At 64.0% G+C, this 20,328-nt stretch carries 17 protein-coding genes and 1 pseudogene; 9 read left to right on the top strand and 9 right to left on the bottom strand.

The window, feature by feature from the left end:
• Positions 1-5: 5 nt before the first annotated feature.
• Entirely contained in the window at positions 6-716 is a 711-nt protein-coding gene (locus KA184_13355) for a hypothetical protein (protein ID MBP8130559.1), read from the top strand.
• A 44-nt stretch (positions 717-760) separates the two neighbouring features.
• A complete protein-coding gene (locus KA184_13350) occupies positions 761-2,221 on the top strand; it encodes an alkaline phosphatase D family protein (protein ID MBP8130558.1) in 1,461 nt (486 codons plus the stop codon).
• A 66-nt stretch (positions 2,222-2,287) separates the two neighbouring features.
• Here the strand turns inward: KA184_13350 and KA184_13345 are convergent, their stop codons facing one another.
• The 4 genes and pseudogenes from KA184_13345 to KA184_13330 all read right to left on the bottom strand — a co-directional run bounded on the left by KA184_13345 (position 2,288) and on the right by KA184_13330 (position 5,860).
• Positions 2,288-3,586, bottom strand: a complete 1,299-nt coding sequence (locus KA184_13345) for a Gfo/Idh/MocA family oxidoreductase (protein MBP8130557.1) — start codon at positions 3,584-3,586, stop codon at positions 2,288-2,290.
• Between the two features lie 182 nt (positions 3,587-3,768).
• Complete coding sequence (locus KA184_13340) at positions 3,769-4,419, bottom strand: HAD hydrolase-like protein (GenBank protein ID MBP8130556.1); 651 nt, start codon at positions 4,417-4,419, stop codon at positions 3,769-3,771.
• Positions 4,420-4,504: 85 nt separating this feature from the next.
• Positions 4,505-5,316 (bottom strand): annotated as a pseudogene (locus KA184_13335) (amidohydrolase).
• A gap of 31 nt (positions 5,317-5,347) precedes the next feature.
• Entirely contained in the window at positions 5,348-5,860 is a 513-nt protein-coding gene (locus KA184_13330) for a carboxymuconolactone decarboxylase family protein (GenBank protein MBP8130555.1), read from the bottom strand.
• Positions 5,861-6,066: 206 nt separating this feature from the next.
• Between KA184_13330 and KA184_13325 the strand changes: the two genes are divergently transcribed.
• From KA184_13325 to KA184_13310, 4 genes are all read left to right on the top strand, one after another.
• On the top strand, positions 6,067-7,812 hold the full coding sequence (locus KA184_13325; GenBank protein MBP8130554.1) for a sulfatase-like hydrolase/transferase: 1,746 nt from the start codon (positions 6,067-6,069) through the stop codon (positions 7,810-7,812).
• 517 nt (positions 7,813-8,329) lie between these two features.
• Positions 8,330-8,794 carry an Hsp20/alpha crystallin family protein gene (locus tag KA184_13320; protein MBP8130553.1) on the top strand — a complete coding sequence of 155 codons (465 nt, stop codon included), beginning with the start codon at positions 8,330-8,332 and terminating at the stop codon, positions 8,792-8,794.
• Between the two features lie 43 nt (positions 8,795-8,837).
• The gene (locus tag KA184_13315; GenBank protein ID MBP8130552.1) at positions 8,838-9,230 is read left to right on the top strand and encodes an Hsp20/alpha crystallin family protein; all 393 of its coding nucleotides are present in this window, start codon (positions 8,838-8,840) and stop codon (positions 9,228-9,230) included.
• 41 nt (positions 9,231-9,271) lie between these two features.
• Positions 9,272-9,742: an Hsp20/alpha crystallin family protein gene (locus tag KA184_13310; protein MBP8130551.1), complete on the top strand. Its 471-nt coding sequence runs from the start codon at positions 9,272-9,274 to the stop codon at positions 9,740-9,742.
• A gap of 110 nt (positions 9,743-9,852) precedes the next feature.
• On the opposite strand, the gene KA184_13305 is transcribed toward KA184_13310, so the two are convergent.
• Positions 9,853-10,650, bottom strand: a complete 798-nt coding sequence (locus KA184_13305) for a 4-hydroxy-tetrahydrodipicolinate reductase (GenBank protein MBP8130550.1) — start codon at positions 10,648-10,650, stop codon at positions 9,853-9,855.
• Between the two features lie 181 nt (positions 10,651-10,831).
• On the opposite strand from KA184_13305, the gene KA184_13300 reads away from it, so the two are divergent.
• The 3 genes from KA184_13300 (at position 10,832) to pheA (ending at position 15,565) form a co-directional block, all read left to right on the top strand.
• A complete protein-coding gene (locus KA184_13300; GenBank protein ID MBP8130549.1) occupies positions 10,832-12,175 on the top strand; it encodes a PQQ-like beta-propeller repeat protein in 1,344 nt (447 codons plus the stop codon).
• Between the two features lie 193 nt (positions 12,176-12,368).
• Positions 12,369-14,498 (top strand): UvrD-helicase domain-containing protein, encoded by a 2,130-nt coding sequence (locus KA184_13295; protein MBP8130548.1) that lies wholly within the window; start codon positions 12,369-12,371, stop codon positions 14,496-14,498.
• A 2-nt stretch (positions 14,499-14,500) separates the two neighbouring features.
• Entirely contained in the window at positions 14,501-15,565 is a 1,065-nt protein-coding gene (pheA, locus tag KA184_13290; GenBank protein MBP8130547.1) for a prephenate dehydratase, read from the top strand.
• 319 nt (positions 15,566-15,884) lie between these two features.
• Here pheA and KA184_13285 read toward each other — a convergent pair whose 3' ends face one another.
• From KA184_13285 to KA184_13270, 4 genes are all read right to left on the bottom strand, one after another.
• Complete coding sequence (locus KA184_13285) at positions 15,885-16,916, bottom strand: alpha/beta fold hydrolase (GenBank protein ID MBP8130546.1); 1,032 nt, start codon at positions 16,914-16,916, stop codon at positions 15,885-15,887.
• Between the two features lie 146 nt (positions 16,917-17,062).
• The gene (locus KA184_13280) at positions 17,063-18,103 is read right to left on the bottom strand and encodes a BACON domain-containing protein (GenBank protein ID MBP8130545.1); all 1,041 of its coding nucleotides are present in this window, start codon (positions 18,101-18,103) and stop codon (positions 17,063-17,065) included.
• Positions 18,104-18,567: 464 nt separating this feature from the next.
• A complete protein-coding gene (locus tag KA184_13275; protein MBP8130544.1) occupies positions 18,568-19,593 on the bottom strand; it encodes a hypothetical protein in 1,026 nt (341 codons plus the stop codon).
• Between the two features lie 274 nt (positions 19,594-19,867).
• The coding region (locus tag KA184_13270; protein ID MBP8130543.1) for a hypothetical protein at positions 19,868-20,328 on the bottom strand (461 nt) is incomplete at its 5' end.

Genomic DNA, 20,328 nt, shown 5'->3' with positions numbered 1-20,328 from the left:
GGATCATGGCAATACCACTCTTTGAATTCGAGGTCCTGCAGGACGGATCACTGCCGCTGATGGCGGGGGGACGGCGGCGTCCGGCCGTCGAACATGCCTGCGCGTCCGTGCTGATTTGGCCCTCGGGCTCGAAACCGGACAAGGAAAACAGCCTGATTGTGGACCCGTGCTTCACGGCGCGGGGCTTTGTGCAGGCGCAGGAACGGCTCGCAAGGCTGGGTGTTACGTTCGACGATATCGGCGCGTGTTTCATCACCCATCCGCATTTCGATCACTTTGTATCGCTCCCGGACAGCGTGGCCCCGTCGTGGCGCATGTTTTCCACACCGGCTTCGGGCGCACTGGCGGGCATCGCCCTCGAATCCTGCCCCGGGCATCATCCGTTGCTGCGGGCGGCGCGCTGTCCCACGCAGCGCGGCGAACTCTGGGCCGCCGGCGACGCCGTTATCGACCGCGATTACCTCGTTCACTGGGCCTACTATTGGCCAAACGGCTACACTCCCGCGCAGGTTGTGATTACATGGCTCACGGTCGCCGTCATCGTGTCGCGCGCGGACGTCATTCTGCCCGGACACGGCGCGCCGATCGACGTGAACACCGAACTGGTGGAAGAAATGCTCGACGCCTGGCCGGAAGCGCCGCATGCGGAACTCTGCGCGGAGGTCGGCCAGAGCCTGCGCGCGCGCCGGAAGCAATTGCGCCGGAAAAAGAAATAGCGGGGACGCGCGGGCGGGCCTCCTGAACTGCAAAGGAACGGACCATGCATCACACAATACTATGCTGTGCGTTTACTCTGGGGGGCATCTGCGCGGTGCAGGCTGAGGGCCCTTATCAGGCCACCGGCATCAAGGTCGGCGAAGTGACTCCGGACGCCGCGATCGTGTGGGCGCGGCTCACGCGCAATCCAGAGCGCGTCCCCTTTGGCGCCCCCATGCCGAAGGTGCGCTACCGCGATCCGGAAACCGGCGCCTTGGTAAGGGCGGGCAAAGAGGACGCCGGGGCCGTTCCCGATGTGACCTGCCCTGAGGGCACGACCGTGGAAACGATTGAGGGCGCCGTGCCGGGCGCACCGGGCGAGGTGCGCGTGCGGTACAGGCCCGCCGATGCCCGGGCCTGGCAGGAGACGTCGTGGCAGACAGTCGAGCCCGAACGCGATTTCACGGCGCATATCCGCTTGGAAGACTTGACGCCGGACACGCGCTACACGCTGCAGGTGGAGGCGCGCGCCCTGGATGGGTCCGCCGGTCAGACGCTGGAGGGCGGGTTCCGCACCGCCCCCGCGCCCGACACCCCCGCGCGCGTGCTGTTCACGGTGACGACGGGCCAGCGCTACCCGCACCAGGACGCGCCCGGCGGTGGATTCAAGATGTACGACGCCATACTCGAAATGGACCCGAGTTTCTTCGTGCACACGGGCGATATCCTCTATTACGACGAACTGGCGAAGAGCCTCGAACTGGCGCGGTGGCACTGGGCGCGCACGTACAGCCTGCCAACGAACCTGCGGTTTCACCGGCAGGTGGCGGCCTATTTCGAGAAGGACGACCACGACACCTGGTGCAACGACTGCTGGCCCACGATGCAGACGCGAAACATGGGCACGTTCACCTTCGGGCAGGGCCAGGCCGTCTTTCTCGAACAGGTCCCGATGAGCGAAAGAACCTATCGCACGTTCCGCTGGGGCAAGGACCTGCAAATCTGGCTCGTCGAGGGACGCGATTTCCGCAGCCCGAACGATATGCCCGACGGTTCCGGGAAAACCATCTGGGGCGCGGAGCAGAAGGCGTGGTTTCAGCGCACCGCCGCCGAATCGGACGCCACGTTCCGGGTGCTGATCAGCCCCACGCCGCTCGTTGGCCCCGACCGCGAACGAAAGGCGGACAACCACGCCAACGCGGTGTTCGCCCACGAGGGAACGGAACTCCGCCGGTTTATCGCGGCACAGAAGAACATGGTCGTCATCTGCGGCGACCGGCACTGGCAGTATGTGTCCGTGGATGCGGCAACCGGGCTGCGGGAGTATTCCTGCGGCCCGGCAAGCGATGCCCACGCGGGCGGCTGGCAGCAGGATGACGTGCGGCCCGAGCACCGCTATCTCAATGTCATCGGCGGCTACCTCGCGGTGACCATCGACCGGGAAGATGGCACGCCGGTCATGCGCCTCCGGCATTGCGACGTGGACGGCAAGGTGCGCAACGCGGACACGCTGCGCGCCGAGTGACCAGCGAGAAACAACCGCCCCGGGCGGAAGCGGCAAGCCGCCTTCCTCCCGGGGCGATGCGTTGACTCAGACGAATTCCGTCTGGCCGGGCACCGGCAGCGGATTGAGGGGCACGTCGCCCCACGCGATCTCCTTCGGGGTAAGGTCCTGCTGCGAGTTCAGGGCCTCGTCCCACGTGAGCGTCTTGCCCGTGTAGGCCGACATACGGCACAGAATCGCGGAGAGCGTGCTCGAACACATGTACTCGTCCACGCGCACCTCGCCATTGCGGATTGCCGCGAAGAAGGCGTTGTGCTCGTTCTGGTACATATTGTCTTCTTCCTTGCTCTCGTAGCGCCATTCCGCGCCGTCGTTCGTGCGGATGTAATGTTCCTGGATATTCGCCACGCCGTTCGTGCCGAAGACCCAGTCGGATACGTCGGTGCTCGTGCTTTCCCACTGGCGGCACGAGTTGAAGCAGCGGACGCCGTTCGCCCATTCGTAGACACCGTTGAAGTGGTCGTAGATGTTGCCGTACTTGGGGTCCGTGCGCTGCGCCCGCCCGCCGCTCGCCGTGCACTTCGCCGGCGCGGCGTCGCCCATCAGCCACATGATCTTGTCGAGGCTGTGGATGTGCTGCTCGTTGATGTGGTCGCCCGAGAGCCAGTCAAAATAGAGCCAGTTGCGAATCTGGTATTCCATCTCGGTCCAGTCGTCCTTGCGGCCCTTGTGCCACAGCCCGCCCGTGTTGTACGTCGTCTGCAGCGCCACTATGTCGCCGATGGCACCGTCCTGCAGGCGTTTGATCGTCTCGCGTTTCGCGAACTGGTAGCGGTAGCACAGGCCCGACACCAGGTTCAGCCCCTTCTCGCGCGCCATGCGGCACGATTCCATCATCGCGCGGACGCCGGGCGCATCGACGGCGACCGGCTTCTCCGTGAATACATGCTTGCCCGCCTCGACACAGGCGCGCACGTGCTGCGGCCGGAATCCCGGAGGCGCGGCGTGCACGATCACATCGCAGGAGTCGATGACGTTCTTGTAGGCGTCGAAGCCGACGAACTTGTGCCCGTCATCCACCGTAATGCGGTCGGCAATCTTCCGGTCCGTCTTCAGTTTCTTGAGGCTGCCGTCCAGCACATCGGCGAATACGTCGGCCATGGCAACCAGTTGCGTGCCCGGGTCCGCCAGCAGCGCTTCGCGCGCCGCGCCCGAGCCGCGCCCGCCGCAGCCGATCAGGCCTACGCGCAGGATATCGCCGCCTTGCGCGCGCGCCGTGTTCAAGATTCCGAAGGCCGTAACGGCCGCCGCGCCCGCTGCCGCGCCGCGCAAGAATTCACGGCGGGTAGGCTGGGCCGCCGGGTCTGTGAGTTTCGACGTAGACATACTGCTTCCTCCTTGGGTTGCTCCGGTTTGCGTCCAAGCTGGGAGCGTTGCAGACAGGCATTTCCCGGCCTGCGGCGGAATCGCTTGAACGGCCCCGCGGGGCCTTCGGGCGACAGCGCCCCCGGTCTCGGACATGATTCCGCCACAGTGTAGCGCAGGTCGGGCCGGAACGCGAATCCCCGTCACGGTCCGTCCAACGGCAGGCCAAACAACTCGAGCAACTCTTCCGGGTGCCGCAGGACCACGTCGGGCGCGCCCTCTTGCAGTTTTTCGAGCGGATGCCAGCCCCAGGCGGCCGCCACGGCGATGGCCCCGGCCTCGCGCGACTCGATCATGTCTCCCTTGGTGTCGCCCACATAGTAGGCCGGGCAATCCGGGTGCCTTGCACGCACCTGCCGGATCTTCTTCACCTTGCTCGGCTCCTTGTCCGCCCCGAGCACGTCGCGGAAGTGGCTGACTCCGGTGCGCGCAGTAAAGGACAGGATGGCCTCGCTGGAATTGGAGGTAATGAAGTATAGGGGAAACGCCGCCGCGAGACGGTTGAGGATGTCGGGCATGCCCGCGAAAGGCTGCACGCGCGCGTTGGCCGCGGCGATGCGCGGCCCAAACACGCGCACAAGCTTCTTCAACCGCCAGACAGGGAACCCGGCCTTCACCAGCCCGGCCAGCACGTTGGTCTCGAACAGACGCAGGAACGCCTCGCGCGAATGGAGGCGTTTAAAACCCATCTCGGCGCACACGGCCAGGAACTCGTCAAAAAACACCTCGAATGAGTCCGCAACGACCCCGTCGAAATCGCACATGATCACGGAATTGGGAGCTGCCTGACGCATGCGCGAAGCATAGCAAATCACGGCGCGCCGGGGGAGCCGCCTGCCACGCCCGGCGGCCTGCCGCATCCCCGGCGCCGGCGCACGCTCACGCCAGCCCGAGCACGCGCGCCGCATTGCCGCCGAGGAACAGCGCACGCGCTTCTTCATCCAGGCCGAGTTCGTCCAGCGTTGCGAGGCACGCCTCGGGGGTGATCATCGGGTAGTTGGAACCGAACATGACCTTCTTCCGGCCGCGCCGCGCAAATACCCAGCCAATTCCGCCGGGAGCCGGCCCAGCTTGTAGGCCGACGTGTCGAGGTACACGTTGGGGTACTTCGTCGCCAGCGAGATCATTTCGTTCAACCACGGGAACCCAACGTGCCCACCGATGATGACCAGTTCGGGAAATTCGAGGGCCACGTCGTCCAGGTAGGGGATAGGCCGGCCCGGCTCGGAGGGGCACAACGGCCCGGTGTGCCCGACCTGAGTCAGGAATGGAATGCCCAATTCGATGCATTCGGCGTAGAGCGGGTAATAGCGCCGGTCGTTGGGCGGCAGGTTCCACAGCCACGGCACAACACGCAGGGCCTTGAATCCCAGTTCGCGCACGCAACGCCGCAACTCGCGCACCGCGTCCATCGGGCGATACAGGTCCGCGGACGCAACGCCAATGAACAAGTCCGGGAACTGCCGCACCCACGCGGCCACTTCGTCGTTGCTAATCAATGCGCCGCGCGGCCCGTGCCACGCGCACAACAGCGCCTTCGACACGTTCGCCGCCTCGAATGCGCCCACGGTAAACTCCACCGGAATGTCCACGGGCTCCAGCGCACCCGTCCACCGCCGCAGCGAATCGAAAAACGGTTCCGCCATGAAACGAACCGTCGGGTGCTGCATCCAGACGTCGATGATCAGCATAGGGGGGCTTTCCCGGACATCGCATCAGACCTTACGCCGGCTTGGCCGGCTCAGACACAGGTTCGCCGCCCAGCCGCCCAAAGCTGAGCAGGAATAGCAGATACTCGGTGAGATTTCCGGAGTAGTTGCAGAACCGGATAAAGCGCATCGCCAAGTGCATGCGCGCCAAGGTCTCCGCGCCATACCGGGCCGCCACGCGCGCAAGGACTTCCGGTTCCGGCGCGCCGTCCGCGTCGGCCCAATGCTGCGCGTACAACACCGCCTCGCGCTCCTGCTCGGGAACGGCATCGAGTTCCGCTTCGAGCAACGCGCGCACCTCTTCCGCGGCGATGCCTGCCTGCAACGCGATGCGCGTGTGCGCCCATGTGCAGGTGCGACAGCGGTTCACCTGCGTCACGGCAAGGAAAAGCCGCTCGCGAAACCGTGTGTCCAGGTCCTTGCCACGCAGCAGCCGCGCGAGCGCCCATCCATGCCGCAACAGAAAGGCCAATTCCCGCAGGAATTGTCCCGGCCCGCGAAACATCCGCTTCTCAAACCGTTTCATACGCCCGGCTCTCCGTTGTTCCAGCGCACACTGTACCCGATCCGGCCGGCCCGCGGCGATTTTTCGTGCATCAGCCCGAAAAAAGGCCTCGAGCCTGCAGAGACCGGTATTCCGCTCCTTGACCTACTCATAACATTCCTGTACAATCCCTCTGTAGTCCATGTGTGTGCTTGGCCTCGCATCCGATGGGCAAGCGAGACGGGGATATGAACGAACAACGATTTTCGCTCCCCCTTCTGACGGTTATGGCAGGGCTTGTGCTGGCCGGGCAGGCCCTTGTTGTGACGGCGGAGATGTCCGTGCCGCGGCAGGACGAATCACCGCTCGAGCGCGCCCCGGGCGCGCCGCACACGGCCGACCAGGACGGTGACGGGCACATCGAACTGCCCGAATTGCTGCGCATCATTCAGTTCTACACGACGGGCGGCTTTCATTGTCAGGCAGGCACGGAGGACGGCTACGCGCCCGGCGCCGGGGGAGACACGAGTTGCGCCGTGCATGCGAGCGATTACGATACGCAGGACTGGTCGATCGAACTGGGGGAACTGCTGCGCCTGATCCAGTTCTATAATGGCGGCGGCTGCCGGCCCTGCGTAGACACCGAGGACGGATTCTGCGTCGGGGCCAACCCGCCTAATGTCGTCTACTTCGTGTTGGACGCGCTGCGCGATGATCGCGTCGGCGCGAGGCGCAATGACGTCCCGATTACGCCATTCCTTGAAGCGTGCGCCGCGCGCGGCGTGCGTTTCACCCGCGCCAGCGCGCCGGCTTCGTGGACGCGTCCCTCGATGGCGGCCATTTTCTCGGGCATGTACCCGGACATCTTCCAGGGCGATGAGGACACGCCCATGGAAGAGAGGTTCATCGTCCCGCCAGACGTGGAAACCATCGGAGAGTGGTTCACCGGCAACGGCTACGACGCCTGGGGCATTCAGACCAACGCGAACGCCAGCGCAACCTACGGCCTCGGCCAGGGCTTTCCCGAAGGCCGCTACCGTTTCATCAGTTTCGTCCCGGCGGCGCAGGTGAACGCGGCCGTGCTTGAAAACATCGATGAGTGGCAAGAACCCTTCTTCGTGTTCGCGCAGTACGTCGATCCGCACGCGACCTATGTGCCGCCGCCGGGATACAACGAGGTTTTCGGACCCCAGCCGGAAATCACGCCGTACGACGAATTCGTGCTGGCCCATGAGAACTGGGGCGACTTCTCGCAGGACCTCTACCTCTCCTGGGTGAACAATACCCCGCCCACGTGGCAGCCCCTCTCGGCCAACGGAATCGAGGCGCTCCGCTACCGCTACGACGCCGAAACCCGCTACATGGACGATGAACTCGCCAACGTGGCGGCCGCTATCGAAACGAGGTATCCCAACACGATATTCGTCTTGATGGCAGACCACGGCGAAGCCCTGCTCGAACGCGACATCGTGGGGCATGGCACTTCGCTTTACGAGGAGCAGGCGCGGATTCCGCTGATCCTGTTCGGGCCGGGCATTGCGCACCAGACCATCGACGCGCCCGTGGACGCGCTTGGCCTATTGCCCACCCTGGCAAAGCTGCTCCACTTCGCGCCAAATCCCGAATGGCACGGCCGCGATCTGCTTGCGCCCCCGCCGGACCAGGAACCCATCTTCTGCTACACCCGGAACCGCCATCTGCAAGGCGCATCCGTGCTGATGGACGGGTTGAAGCTCATCGAGCACACGCGATATCCCAGCCCGCAGTTGTTCAACCTCCAGGAAGACCCCGGCGAGGTCAATGACCTCTCCGGCGCCCTGATCGCGGACGTCATCCGGCTCACGAACATCTTAAAAACCCATCAGGCGGGCATGACCGCCCGCTACGCGGAATCGAAAGCCCCACTGCCCGACGACATCCGCCAGCAACTCGAAGCCATGGGTTATATCACCGCCGACGAAGCCCCTCCTCCACCGGACTCATGCCCCCACTGAACGGCGCCCGCATGAACGTGGCTTGAACAAGTCTTGGCGAGCCGTTTCATTGGTTCGCCAACCTATTGCCGCGTTTCATGCAGACTGTGGGAGCCTGTTACCGCTTCTCCCGGGCAGCTTGCTGCCCGGCGGTCTTTCTGTCGCGGGGCAAGCTCCGAGAAGCACCGGTCGCAAACATCTGCCTTCGCAAGAGCTACGCCGGACAAGAACTCGCCGACGCCACACGCGACCGCATTTCCGGAATGGCGTACCCGGCCTGTGTTCGTTTCAAAATCGTACACTGTTCTCTCGTTTTTCAAATTGAAACAGTCTCCAGAACCGATTGGGTCGAGCCCCGTTTGCGCATGCTGTCGTCTTATCTCGCATAAGCTATTTCATAGTAATTACTTATGCATGATTTGACATCTTCCTGCCTTCCATACGCTGGGCTGGCATTCTCCTTGCTTTAACTTGGCAGAATGCGTGAAAGGAACGCCGAACCCCATTGCGGCTTCGGCAAGCAGAGGAGGACGAGACGATGGCAATGAGAACTTGGGACCCCTTCCGCGAACTGAACGTCTTGCGCCGCGAGGTGGAGCGCGCTTTTGAGGACTTCGGCGTCGGGCGCTGGCCCGCGTGGCGGAGCGCGTTCCTCCCCGGAACGTCGGCGCGGGCATACCCGCTGATGAACGTGACAGAGGACAAAGACAGCGTACACGTGCAGGCGCTTGCGCCGGGGCTGGACCCCGATTCGCTGGATGTCTCGGTATTGCGCGACACGCTGCGCATCGCGGGCGAGAAGTCCCCCATCAAGGCGGACGTAAAGCCGGAGGCCTACCACCGCAACGAGCGCGGCGCGGGACGGTTCGTGCGCACGCTGACGCTCCCGGCCGAGGTCGACGGCGACAAGGTGAAAGCAGAGTACAAGAATGGCCTGCTGTTGTTGACCCTTCCGAAACACGAGAAGGCGAAACCCAAACAGGTCACGGTTGCGGTGCAATAACTGAAAACGCGGACAAGAAAGAAACAGAAAGGAGGCGGTATTCATGAAAGAGAAGACTGTGCCGACGAAGGCCGAGCAACCGGCGGCTCCGGATACGCGCGAAGAGACGCGGGCCCTCGTCCCGCCGGTGGACATCTTCGAGGTGAACAGTGGTCTGGCTGTGGTGGTTGACCTGCCCGGCGTGGACAAGGACGGCGTATCCATCGATGTGCATGACGACATTCTGACGATCAAGGGCGCGCCTCAGGGCACGAGCGTGGGCGAGCCGCTGCACCGCGAGTTTGAACTGGCTCCCTACTTCCGCCAGTTCCAGCTCAGCGATGAAGTGGACCAGGACAAAATCCGCGCTGAGATGAAGTTCGGCGTGCTGACGATCAATCTGCCCAAGGTAGCGGAGAAACAACCCAGAAAGATTAGCGTGGACGTGGCCTCGTGAACGGCGGGGCCCCGTCCCCTTTCGTGAAGGAGGTGAATCGCATGAACAGCTTGGTTCCCGAATCGTGGCAAGAATCGGTAAGTGGTCTGCGCGACCGCGTAGTCAGGTCGCTGGACCGCTGGCGGCGCCGGCCCAAACGAGGCCTGGACGGCGCCGAGTGCTGGCCCGCCATGCTCACGGACGCGGCTGGTCCCGCGATCACGATGGAGGAAACCGGCGAGGAACTGCGCGTGACCGCGGGACTGCCCGGGCTCAGCGGGGACGACTTCCGCGTCGAGGTGGAGAACCGGCGGCTGATTCTCCGGGGCGAAAAAAAGGCGTCGCATGAGAGGCGCGAAGACGGCTGGCACTATTCGGAGTGCAGCTACGGCTCCTTCTACCGAGCGATCCCGCTCCCCTGCGAAATCGAGGCGGACAAGGCAGAGGCCCGGTACAAACATGGCATGCTGCGCGTGCGCCTGCCGAAATCGGAAGCCGGCAAGGCCGCGCACAGGCGCATCACCATCCACTAATCGCACGGAAACGGCGCCGCGGGCCGGTCTGAGCACCTGCGGCGCCGGCTTGTCTGCCTGGAAGGGGCGTCCCCGCTTCCCGGTTGAGGAATCCGGCGCGGGCGCTCCGTTTACTTCAGCCCGAGCACGTCCTGCATGTCATACAGGCCGGGCGCGGCCTTTATCGCAAACCGTGCGGCGAGAATTGCGCCGCGGGCGAAATTGTCGCGGCTGTGCGCCTTGTGCACCAGCTCGATCCGCTCGCCTTGGCCGATGAAACTGACCGTATGCTCTCCCACAACGTCGCCCCCGCGCACGGCATGCATGCCGATCTCGCGCACGGGGCGCTCGCCCACCTCTCCGGCGCGCCCGTGACGCGTATGCTCTTCGTAGCGAAGGCCCAGCGCCTCCGCGGCGCATTCCGCCAGCCGTTTCGCGGTGCCGCTCGGGCTGTCTTTCTTCTTATTGTGGTGGACTTCGACGATCTCGACGTTGTAGTCGAGTCCGAGCACGCGCGCCACTTCCCCGGTCAGCTTGAAGAGCAGATTTACGCCCACGCTCATGTTCGGCGCATAGACGACCGGTATCTGCCTGGCGAGACGGCGCAATTCGCCGGCCTGCGCGCCGGTCAGATTCGTTGTGCCGACCACGGCCGGTTTGCCCAGCGCGGCGGCCGTGCCGGCGTTCTCCGGCGCGGCGTCCGCATGCGTGAAATCTATGAGCACATCCGCCTTGGCAATTTCCGCATCGCGGTCCGCGCCCACAACGATCTTGCGCGGCCGCCCCGACTCAGCGCCAAGCGTCAGTTCCGTCCCCGCCCATTGCGGCAGGTCGAACGCCCCGGCTGGTTCCACATCGTCCATGGCCGCGGCAAGGTCGAGAATGCGCCGGCCCATGCGCCCACAAGCGCCCGCCATACAGATTTTCATGGGTGTGACTCCCCTTTCGCCAATCGTCGCGGATTATAGCGGGAACCACGCCCGAGGGCGCAAGAATCGCCTGCATCTCCCTGGTCTCGCATTCGTCCTCTTCCGTTCCTCCAGGTCCGGCAGGTACAATCTCGCTTCATCGGCGCGCTGTTGCGCGGAGCCACGGAGGGAGAAGCGACGCATGAGCAGGCAGTCGGATTGTCTCGTACACCGGGCGCGCGCCGCCCGATGGGTGGCGCCGGGGGCTCTGGCATTCGCCATATTGTGTGGCGGCGCGCCGTGGGCCGCGCCTGCCCCTTCCGCGGACTGGCCCGAGTTTCGAGGTCCGCAGGGCAACGGACACGTGCCCGCGCCGGACCAGGGTGCGCCGCGCGGTCTGCCGCTCACCTGGAGCGAGAGCGAGCACGTCCGCTGGAAAACGGCGATTCCGCACAAGGGCTGGTCAACACCCGTCATCTCGGGGAATCAAATCTGGCTGACGACGGCCACACCCGAGGGCAATGACTTCTTCGTGCTGTGCGTGAGCGCGGACACGGGCGAGGTCCTGCACAGCCAACTGCTGTTCCACGCGGACAGCCCTGAACCGCTCGGCAACGAGGTGAACTCGTATGCCTCGCCGTCGCCCGCAATCGAACCGGGCAGAGTCTACGTTCACTTTGGCAGCTATGGCACGGCGTGCCTCGACACCGCCACGTTCCAGGTGCTCTGGCAACGGCAGGACCTTCCCTGCCGCCACTACCGCGGTCCCGGCTCGTCGGTTATCCACTTCGAGAACCTGTTGATGCTCACGTTCGACGGCGCGGACTTCCAGTATACCGCCGCGCTCGACAAGGCCACGGGTGAAACGGTCTGGAAAACGGACCGGACCACGGCCTGGAACGACCTTGACGAGAACGGCCAGCCCAAACGCGAAGGCGACTTCCGCAAGGCGTTCAGCACGCCCATCATCATCGAGCACGGCGGCGTCACGCAGATGATCAGCCTCGGTTCGTCCGCCGCGTTCGCCTATGACCCGCGCACCGGACAGGAAATCTGGAGCACGCGCAATGAGGGATACACGCCTGCCGCGCGCCCCGTATTCGGCGGCGGGCTCGCATACCTCACCACCGGCCGCGGCACGCCCGAACTCTGGGCCGTGCGCGTGGACGGACACGGCGACGTCACCGGCACGCACGTGGTCTGGAAGAACAACACGCGCTGCGTTCCAGAGGAACCTTCGCCCCTGCTCGCGGACGGGCTCCTCTACCTGCTCAGCAACAACGGCATCCTCACCTGCCTCGATGCGGCAACCGGGGCCGAAGTGTGGAGCGAGCGCCTCGGCGGCAGCTACGAGGCCTCGCTGCTCTTTTCGGACGGACGCCTCTACTGTTTCAGCGTACAGGGCAAGGGTTCCGTCCTTGCAGCCGGGCGCACCCCGGAAGTACTCGCCGAAAACAGGCTCGACTCCGGCATGATGGCGTCGCCCGCCGTCACCGGCAATGCACTCATCCTCCGTACGAAAACCCACCTGTACCGGATCGAATGACGGTGTCAAGAACCACGCGCGAGTTGTGCGCGCCGCGCCGGTTCTCCGCGGCGGGCAGGAACGCCGGCGCGAGCGCGGAGAGCCCCCTCTGATTGGGGCCGGCTCATCCGGCTCCTGGCGGCGTTCTTGAAATCCCGTGTTTCCTTACTTAGGATACCCTTTTCCTCTCGCCTCTTTGGGAATGGACGTTTGCATGACTTCCTTGAACCCGGAACAGACCGCCGCCGTAACGGCGCCGGACGGCCCCTCGCTCGTATTGGCGGGCGCGGGGTCCGGCAAGACACGCGTCATTATCGAGCGGATGCTCTGGCTCATTGAGGAGCGGGGCGTCGACCCGCGGCGACTGCTGGCGATGACGTTTACGAACAAGGCCGCCAGCGAGATGCGCCAGCGGATCGCGGGGCGCCTGGGCGTCGACCGCGTGCCCTGCTGGATGGGCACGTTTCACTCCTTCGGCTTGTACGTATTGCGCCGGGAAATCGAACAACTCGGGCGATCGCCGCAGTTCACGGTCTTCGACGACGCGGACCAGCTCTCGATGATGAAGACTCTGGTCAAGGCGCTGTCCGGCTCCTTCGCGCGGGTCACGCCGCGCGGCGCGCTCGATTACATCAGCAGTCTCAAGCAGCGCGTCGAGACGCCGGAACTCGAACCGCCGGCGGCTTCGGAAGAAGAGGCGTACGTAGCGCTGTGGAATCTGTACCACGACGCGCTGCTCCGGGCAAATGCGGTGGATTTCGACGATCTGCTCACGCTGCCGGTGCGCCTGTTCGAGGAACACGAATCCGTCCGCGCCAAATACGAGCGGCGGTTTTCGCACGTCCACGTAGACGAGTATCAAGACACAAACCACGCGCAGTATCGCGTTATCCGCGCGCTCTGCAAGGACCACAAGAACGCGTTTGCGGTCGGCGACGAGGACCAGAGCATCTACGCCTGGCGCGGCGCGGACATCCGCAACATCCTTGATTTCGAGCGCGACTTCCCGAACGCGCGCGTGTTCCGCCTCGAACGCAATTATCGCAGCACCGCGCCGATCCTCGAGGCCGCCAACGCCGTGGTCGCGAACAACCGCGAGCGCCTGGGCAAGCGGCTCTGGACGGACCAGGCGAGCGGCGAGAAACCCCGCTTCTATCAAGCCGAGGACGCGGAGGAGGAAGCGCGTTGGGTCGTGAACGATATCGTGTCCAGCGGGGCGCCCCTGAACGAGGTGGCCGTGCTGTTCCGGACCAATGCGCAGTCGCGCCTGTTTGAAGAGGCCTGCAGCCGGCGCGGCCTGCGCTGCGTGGTGCTCGGCGGCATCCGCTTTTACAGCCGCAAGGAAATCAAGGACATACTGGCCTATCTGCGCCTGATCGTGAATCCGGCGGACGACGTATCGCTGACGCGGGTGATCAACGTGCCGCCGCGCGGGGTGGGCAGCGCAACGCTGGAACATATCGCGGAATATGCGGCCGCGCGCCGCGCGCCGCTGTTCCAGGTGGCCCGTGATATCGGCGGGGACACTACCTTCAGCGCGCGTGCGCGCGAAGCCATCGGCCAGTTCGTCCACCTCATCGACGACTTGGCGTCCGCCGCGGCGGCGTCGCCGGTCGCGCCACTGGTCGAGAGACTGCTCGATGCCATAGGGTACCGCGAATACGTGCGGCACAGCGACGAGAAGGATTCTCGCGCCCGTCTCGAAATCGTGGACGAGTTTGTCGCCGGCTGCCGCCAATTCGACGCGCCCGGCGGGAAAACGCTGGCGGAGTTTCTCCAGGAGCGGGCCCTGCTCTCCGATGTCGACGAGTGGGACAAGCAACTCCCCGCGGTCGCGCTGATTACCTGTCACAACGCGAAAGGCCTGGAATTCGACCGCGTGTACGTCGCGGGCCTCGAGGACGGCTTGTTCCCCTTCGTCAACGAGTTCGACGACCACCGGGACATCGAGGAGGAGCGCCGCCTTTGTTATGTGGCCATGACGCGCGCGAGGCGGTGTCTTACATTGACCGCCGCGGCTTCCCGCATGCTCTACGGGCGGACCCACGACGAGCGTGAAGTCTCGCGCTTCGTGCGCGAGATAGGACGGGACCGGCTGCTGACCGCGAGCGACTCGGTGAAAAAAGGCGCGCCGCCCGGCGACGCGGAGGCGCGGACGGCTCAGACCGGCGCCATCCGGACGGGCGTGCAGGTTCGCCACGCGCGCTTTGGAGCGGGCACCGTCCTGTTCACGACAGGCAGCGGTGACCGGCTGCGGGCGCGCATCCGCTTCAAAACGGGCCGAACCGCGACGCTGATGGTGAGTCAGGCGCCTATCGAGATTCTTGAGGGGAGAAAGCCGTGAACCTGGATGAATTGCGGGAACGAATCGACCAGATGGACCGGGAGATCGTGCGGCTGCTGAACGAGCGCGCCCGGTGCGCGAGCGAAATCGGCAAGCTGAAACGCGGCACGAATACGCCTTTCTACGTGCCAGAGCGCGAGAAGGCCGTGTTCGACAAGCTGCGGCAGCACAACCAAGGGCCGCTGAGCAACGCGAGTATCCGCGCGATCTACGGTGAGGTCATCAGCGCCGTGCGCGCGCTCGAAAAACCCACGAGCGTGGCCTTTCTCGGCCCGCGCGACACCTTCAGCCACATGGCTGCGCTGCGCGTGTTCGGCGCGTCCGCCGAGTATCACCCGCTGCCCTCGTTCGCCGATATCTTCACCGAGGTCGAGCGCAAGCGCATCGACTACGGCGTGGTCCCCGTCGAAAGTTCCATCGGCGGGAGCGTGGGCGAAACGCTGGACCGCTTCGTCACCTCGGAACTCAAGGTGGTGAACGAGGTGCTCTTGCACGTCAGCCAGAACCTGCTCTCCAAGCATCCGATGGCGGAAATCACGCGCGTCTACTCCAAGGACAACGCGCTGCTGCAGTGCCGGAACTGGCTCCGCGCGAATCTGCCGCACGCCGAACTTGTCGAGACCTCGAGCACCGCGGAAGCCGCGCACCGCGCAGCGGGCGAAGAGCGCGCCGCCGCGATCGCAAGCCGCATGGCCGCCGAGACGTACAGCCTCAACATTGTCGCGTCGCGCATCGAGGACGAACCGCATAACTACACCCGCTTCTTCGTGGTCGGCAGGCAGATGGTGCAAGCCACCGGCAACGACAAGACGGCCGTCGTCATTTTTGTGCGCGACCGGCCCGGCGCGTTGTACAAACTCCTGCTGCCTTTCTCCGAGGCGGGCATCAATCTGACGCGCATCGAGTCGCGCCCGTCGCGGCGCAAGGCGTGGGAATATGTCTTCTTTGTCGATCTGCTCGGCCACGCCGCCGACCCGCAGGTGCGCAAAGCGCTTGATGAAGTCGCGGAACGCGCCGTGGACGTAAAGATCCTCGGCTCGTTCCCCTGCGGCGAACTGGACGACTAGCCCCGGCCGAAAAGAATGGCGCCGCCGTGCGGACCCGCTGTGGCCGGACGGCGGCGCTAGTTTTTGCCCTTCCGTTTAGAAGGGGAGAATGCTCTCCACGAATCCCGTGAGCAAATCCTGCAAGAACGTTTGCAGATACGTGGTCACGACTTCGATGAGACCCGAGAAGAAGTTGTCCATTTGTACGTCCATGTCGGCTTTCCTTTGTTTGTCGTATCGCGGTTTCGGCCGGCGCGTTCCCGGCGTGTTCCTGTGTATTTACCGGGCTCGAAGGAAAACATTACGCGCCGTGGAACCAGAAGCACCCCCACGGCCCGCGTCATCGCGCGGGACGCAGAAACCGATCGATGAACGCGTAGGCTTGTTCGCGCGCGGCGTCCGGGAAATCATGCTCCGCGTCCGGATGCACCGCCACGAGGCGGTCCGCCGCGTTGCACGCGGCGTAGACGGGTTGCGCCGCTTGAACACAGTCTTCCACGCCGCTTACTTCGAAGTTCGCATCATGCAGGGGCGCGTTGATGAACAGGCCGCGCGGCGCGAGCGCGCCCAGCAGCGCCGGGAAATCGAAGGGCATGCGCGCAGGGTCCTTATCATATGCCGTGATGATGCGCGGCATGTACCCGTCGTGCGTCCAGCCGGTGAGGTCTCCGTTCATGTATTTGCGGAAACTGGTGAAGCCGCAACTGGTAACCAGAACCTTGATGCGCGGGTCGAATACGCCCACGAACAACGTGTTGTGTCCGCCCAGCGAATGGCCGATGCAGCCGATCCGCTCCGGGTCGACTTCCGGCATGCCCTGCAACAGGTCGACGCAGCGCATGTGATTCCAAATCCCTTTCATCGAGCAGCTCACGTAGCCCCGCTCATACAATTCCTTGCGCGTCGCGACGTAATCGCCGAAGCCCGGATAGTCCGGCGCGAGCGTCACATAGCCGCGTTCCGCCAGTTCCATCGCGTAGTTGCGGTTGGGCGTCTGCCCATAGCCCACGACGACCCCTTTGCCGAGCGGCGACGTCGGGTGCAGGCACAGCATCGCGGGCGCCGGCAAGGCGGCATTCTTCGGTATCAGGAGATACGCGGGCAGGCGGTCCCAGTCTTCAACCGCGAACGTGATCGTGCGGCGCACGTACTTCGGGAAGTCCTGTTCTTCCAATACGGCGGCGTCCGGAGCCACCTTGCGCGAAGCGTCCGGCAAAAGCCCCATGACCTCTTGCATCCCCGCCATCACCGCACCGCGTTGTGTCTCGGGAGCTGGCGCGGGCGCAACCGTTTCCGCGCCAACGGCGATGGCCGCCGCCAACACTACCAGTCTCATAGCGCCTTCCTTCCAATGCCACCTCGCGGTGAACATCCTTGCCGTCCGGGCAACGGTCCCTCCTGCCGGGCCTGTAAGGGATTTGCACCCTCAAGTAGACGCGCCCTCCCGGGCGCACCAACAAAAGGCCCTTTCCCGCGCGCGGGAAAGGGCCTCGTCATTCCGGTTTGGTATGGCCGGTCTTAGAAAGCGGCTTTCGCGGGGCCGGTGTTTATGCCCGCCAAGTCCGTATCGACGAAGCCAGGCGGCAACTGGCCGCCTTCGCCCGCGCCGGACGAGAGCCCAACCACGCCGACGGCCGCCGGATCCACCTGCAGGTAGCTGATGCGGATATCGCCGTCAAAGAACAACTCCAACTGTACATCGTTGGTCACGGGCGGACCCTGCTTCAACTCATCCTGCGTCGGCACACCTTCGTACGTCACGATGACCTTCTGCGCATCCTGCAACAGGCTGACCAGGCCGCCTTCCGTCGCGTCCATCGGGAAGAGCGAGATCTGCGGCGATTCGAAGTGGTCCTCGGGCGACGTGGCCGGAGCGCCGGGATTGCCCATGCCCACATAGCCTTGGCTCGAAATGTAGATCGAGTTGAAATTGCCTTCGTAGTAAGGGAGCTGCTTGCCGCCTAGCGGCACGGCGCGCACCGGGTCGCCGAACGCGGCGAAATCCAGGATCAGACCGCCCGCGGGATCCGTCGGAAACTCCGTGATGCCCTCTTCCTGCGTCGCGCCATAGTAGCTAAGGCTGCCATCAGGCGTGAAGGTAAACGACCGGCCTTCGAGGTCCACAACGTTTGTAGCGTTGTCGAACTCTTCGGAGAAGTAGTTGGGCGCGGTCGTCACGGTGATCCGCTTGTCGCCAACGCTCGAAGTCACATTAATGGTGCCCGTGGCAAAGGAGGGAATCAGCTTCGCCGCCTCCGCGTAGTCGCGGTCAATCGTGACCGTGACAGTCACCGGGTTATTCTCGCCCGTGCTCGTGCCCGACACCGGGGACACTTGAATCCAGCCGCGGTCCGTCGTTACGTTGAACACCAAGGTAGTACCTTTGGCGCCGTCATTGAACACGTCGAATTGCCAGGTCGTCTCATAGTTGCCAAGGTTGTCCACGCCAAAATGGTGGACGGTCGCCGTCACGCCCAGCGCGGGCCGTTTCGGACAGCCGGTCAGGGACAGACTTGCCACCGCCAACACAACCGCTAGAACAAACGAAAAACGCTTCATGCTCCTAACCCCTTTCTCAAAAGGTATTTAAAATCCCAAGAGCGTTGCTTTACTGCCTCACACTAAAGACAACACTCCCTTATTTGACGTTATAGTACCTGATTCACTTCACGAATTTCAAGTAAAGAGAACACCCCCGCACGCTACGGCATTCCTGCCCCCTCATTACAGGTGGAATCCAGCGAACCCGCCCCCCGCCGCGGACGCGCGGAACGTATTCCCGCCACGCCGCCCGGAGTCCCTACGGCGCGGAGGAGACTGGCGCACGCCGTGCGCGGCGGTACACCGCACCAAAGGGGCCTAAAAAAGGAGGGGAGATGCCGGTAGGGGGCGGCCGGCATCTCCGGTGAGGTGCGTTACTCTAGCAGGGCGCTAGAGTTCCGCTGAGGATCTCACCCCTCCGGGCGTCCTTGCGCCTTCTGCGCACTCGTACGACCGGGAGAGGATTTAGTCAGCTTCAGACATCAAGGGAACCATTTGGACCGCACAAACACTGCCAAGCCCAACGCCACCAAGATACCGCCAACGCAGGCAACAATCAACAGGCCGCGGGAATCAGCGTCCGCCGCGGCTCCGCCTGAGCCTCCGCGTGCGTCTTTGTCCCTTGCATCTTGTTCAACTGTCTGCGCGGACCCGGATTCCGCCAAGCCCGCGCCCACCACCGTCTCCGCTTCGTGTCCCAACTGCTGTCCCGCTCCCGGGCCATCTGTCTCCTGGCCCGCATTTCCCGGAACGGGAAGCACCGATATCAACTCTTCGTGCGCTTGTGCCGCGCTCTCCGCAGCGGATAATTCCGCCGTGCCGGCACCGCCGCCATGTCGCGCACCGCCCGGCATTTCCGCCGCTTCCCCGGATGCCCGTGACGCTTCCACGCGGGCCCTACGCTCCCTCGCCACTACCGGCGCGGGCCTGACCGTCCTTCGGCCCGGCGTCTGCCCGGCTGCACCGTCCGCCGAATCCCCGGCAGTCGGAAGCTCCGGTTTCCCGGGTTCGGCGTCCGGCATATCAGGCTCATCCGCGTTGTCTGCCGGCTGGTCCGTGTGGACGACCCGGGTGCCGCCTTCCGACGGCAACTCTGTGCCGTCCCACGTCGCGAGCGTCGTATCCAACACCGTCAGCCGCGATACGCCTTCTTCCGCTTCGCCAACTTGGCGAAAGACCAAGCGCGCAATTTCGCCTTGTGATACGGTAGTCTGGTTCAACCCCATCATGACGACGATATAGTCGCCGGGGCTGGGCGTATTCCCGGTTACTTGTTTCTGGGCCGCGGCTGCGGCCGCGCCTGTCGAGATAGTGACGGGCTCAAAGACCTCGGGGTCGTATTGCACGCGGAAATCCAACGCTGCAACACCATCCGCGGAACCGGACAAGACCACCGGTATCACGTACTGTGTATCTTCAACTCTCGGCGTGCCTGGCATGAGCACCCCTGCATCGGACCCACTCATCAGGCATACGCACCACAGGGTCACAATCCCTGAACACCCCATCCTCCGCCATCCCCTGACAACCGGGCATCTCCTCGGCTGCGATTTCAGTCTACCCAAAATCGCAAAGCAGTTCAAGGGGCCTGTAACGGCGCTCGATTCGCGCCGGACCACGGCGTTTAACTCTTTGAAAATAAACGGGTTATATATATGTAACGACATGATGTTGACTCACTTCGGGGAACGGATGGCCCCGGTAGTGCGCACACACGCACGCAATATAATTGTAATCTATATTACAAATGCGCCGCCCCGCCCGGTATAGCCCGGACTGCCTTCAATAATCGTCTTCTTGTGAGGAGCGGTCCTGCTCCGGGTCATGAATGCGAAGCTCTCCGCACATTGTGGACACCTGCCCATCCGACTGGTTGTCACGCTTGACAGCGTCTTGAACCGGCCATTTTACTGCTTCCGAGTGTGCTACCGTGTGGCTGCCCCGCAACACGGAGGACATTCCCTGATATACAGCTTGACCACTCCAAAAATAGTAACGCACGAGGACCGACAGTAGGTAAACCCATGCGCCGAATTTGGCCGAGCAGGCAAAAAGCACCGCGAGCCGGAGTTCGAGTTTGGGAATATCATGCAGAGCGGGCAACAACTCCCAGGGGACGGGAAGAAAGGCGACGAGCCCGAAAACAGCGGACTGAAGTCCCTTTCCCCGGGCGGACAGGTCGTCCGTACCAGCGTCCACGGAACGCTGATAGGTGAAGTGGCCGAGAAATCCCGCAAGGCAGA

The sequence above is a fragment of the Candidatus Hydrogenedentota bacterium genome (genome assembly GCA_018005585.1).
GTDB lineage: Bacteria > Hydrogenedentota > Hydrogenedentia > Hydrogenedentales > JAGMZX01 > JAGMZX01.
The sequence above is the reverse complement of the archived record's forward strand: the minus strand, read 5'-3'. Positions and strand labels throughout refer to the sequence as shown.

Excerpts from the sequence above, each read along its gene's own strand:
- KA184_13340 (MBP8130556.1), bottom strand. The coding sequence starts at position 4,419 with ATGCGTCAGGCAGCTCCCAATTCCGTGATCATGTGCGATTTCGACGGG.
- KA184_13355 (MBP8130559.1), top strand. The coding sequence starts at position 6 with ATGGCAATACCACTCTTTGAATTCGAGGTCCTGCAGGACGGATCACTG.
- KA184_13345 (MBP8130557.1), bottom strand. The coding sequence starts at position 3,586 with ATGTCTACGTCGAAACTCACAGACCCGGCGGCCCAGCCTACCCGCCGT.
- KA184_13320 (MBP8130553.1), top strand. The coding sequence starts at position 8,330 with ATGGCAATGAGAACTTGGGACCCCTTCCGCGAACTGAACGTCTTGCGC.
- KA184_13305 (MBP8130550.1), bottom strand. The coding sequence starts at position 10,650 with ATGAAAATCTGTATGGCGGGCGCTTGTGGGCGCATGGGCCGGCGCATT.
- KA184_13275 (MBP8130544.1), bottom strand. The coding sequence starts at position 19,593 with ATGGGGTGTTCAGGGATTGTGACCCTGTGGTGCGTATGCCTGATGAGT.
- KA184_13280 (MBP8130545.1), bottom strand. The coding sequence starts at position 18,103 with ATGAAGCGTTTTTCGTTTGTTCTAGCGGTTGTGTTGGCGGTGGCAAGT.
- KA184_13325 (MBP8130554.1), top strand. The coding sequence starts at position 6,067 with ATGAACGAACAACGATTTTCGCTCCCCCTTCTGACGGTTATGGCAGGG.
- KA184_13330 (MBP8130555.1), bottom strand. The coding sequence starts at position 5,860 with ATGAAACGGTTTGAGAAGCGGATGTTTCGCGGGCCGGGACAATTCCTG.
- KA184_13315 (MBP8130552.1), top strand. The coding sequence starts at position 8,838 with ATGAAAGAGAAGACTGTGCCGACGAAGGCCGAGCAACCGGCGGCTCCG.
- KA184_13310 (MBP8130551.1), top strand. The coding sequence starts at position 9,272 with ATGAACAGCTTGGTTCCCGAATCGTGGCAAGAATCGGTAAGTGGTCTG.
- KA184_13300 (MBP8130549.1), top strand. The coding sequence starts at position 10,832 with ATGAGCAGGCAGTCGGATTGTCTCGTACACCGGGCGCGCGCCGCCCGA.
- KA184_13295 (MBP8130548.1), top strand. The coding sequence starts at position 12,369 with ATGACTTCCTTGAACCCGGAACAGACCGCCGCCGTAACGGCGCCGGAC.
- KA184_13285 (MBP8130546.1), bottom strand. The coding sequence starts at position 16,916 with ATGTTCACCGCGAGGTGGCATTGGAAGGAAGGCGCTATGAGACTGGTA.
- KA184_13350 (MBP8130558.1), top strand. The coding sequence starts at position 761 with ATGCATCACACAATACTATGCTGTGCGTTTACTCTGGGGGGCATCTGC.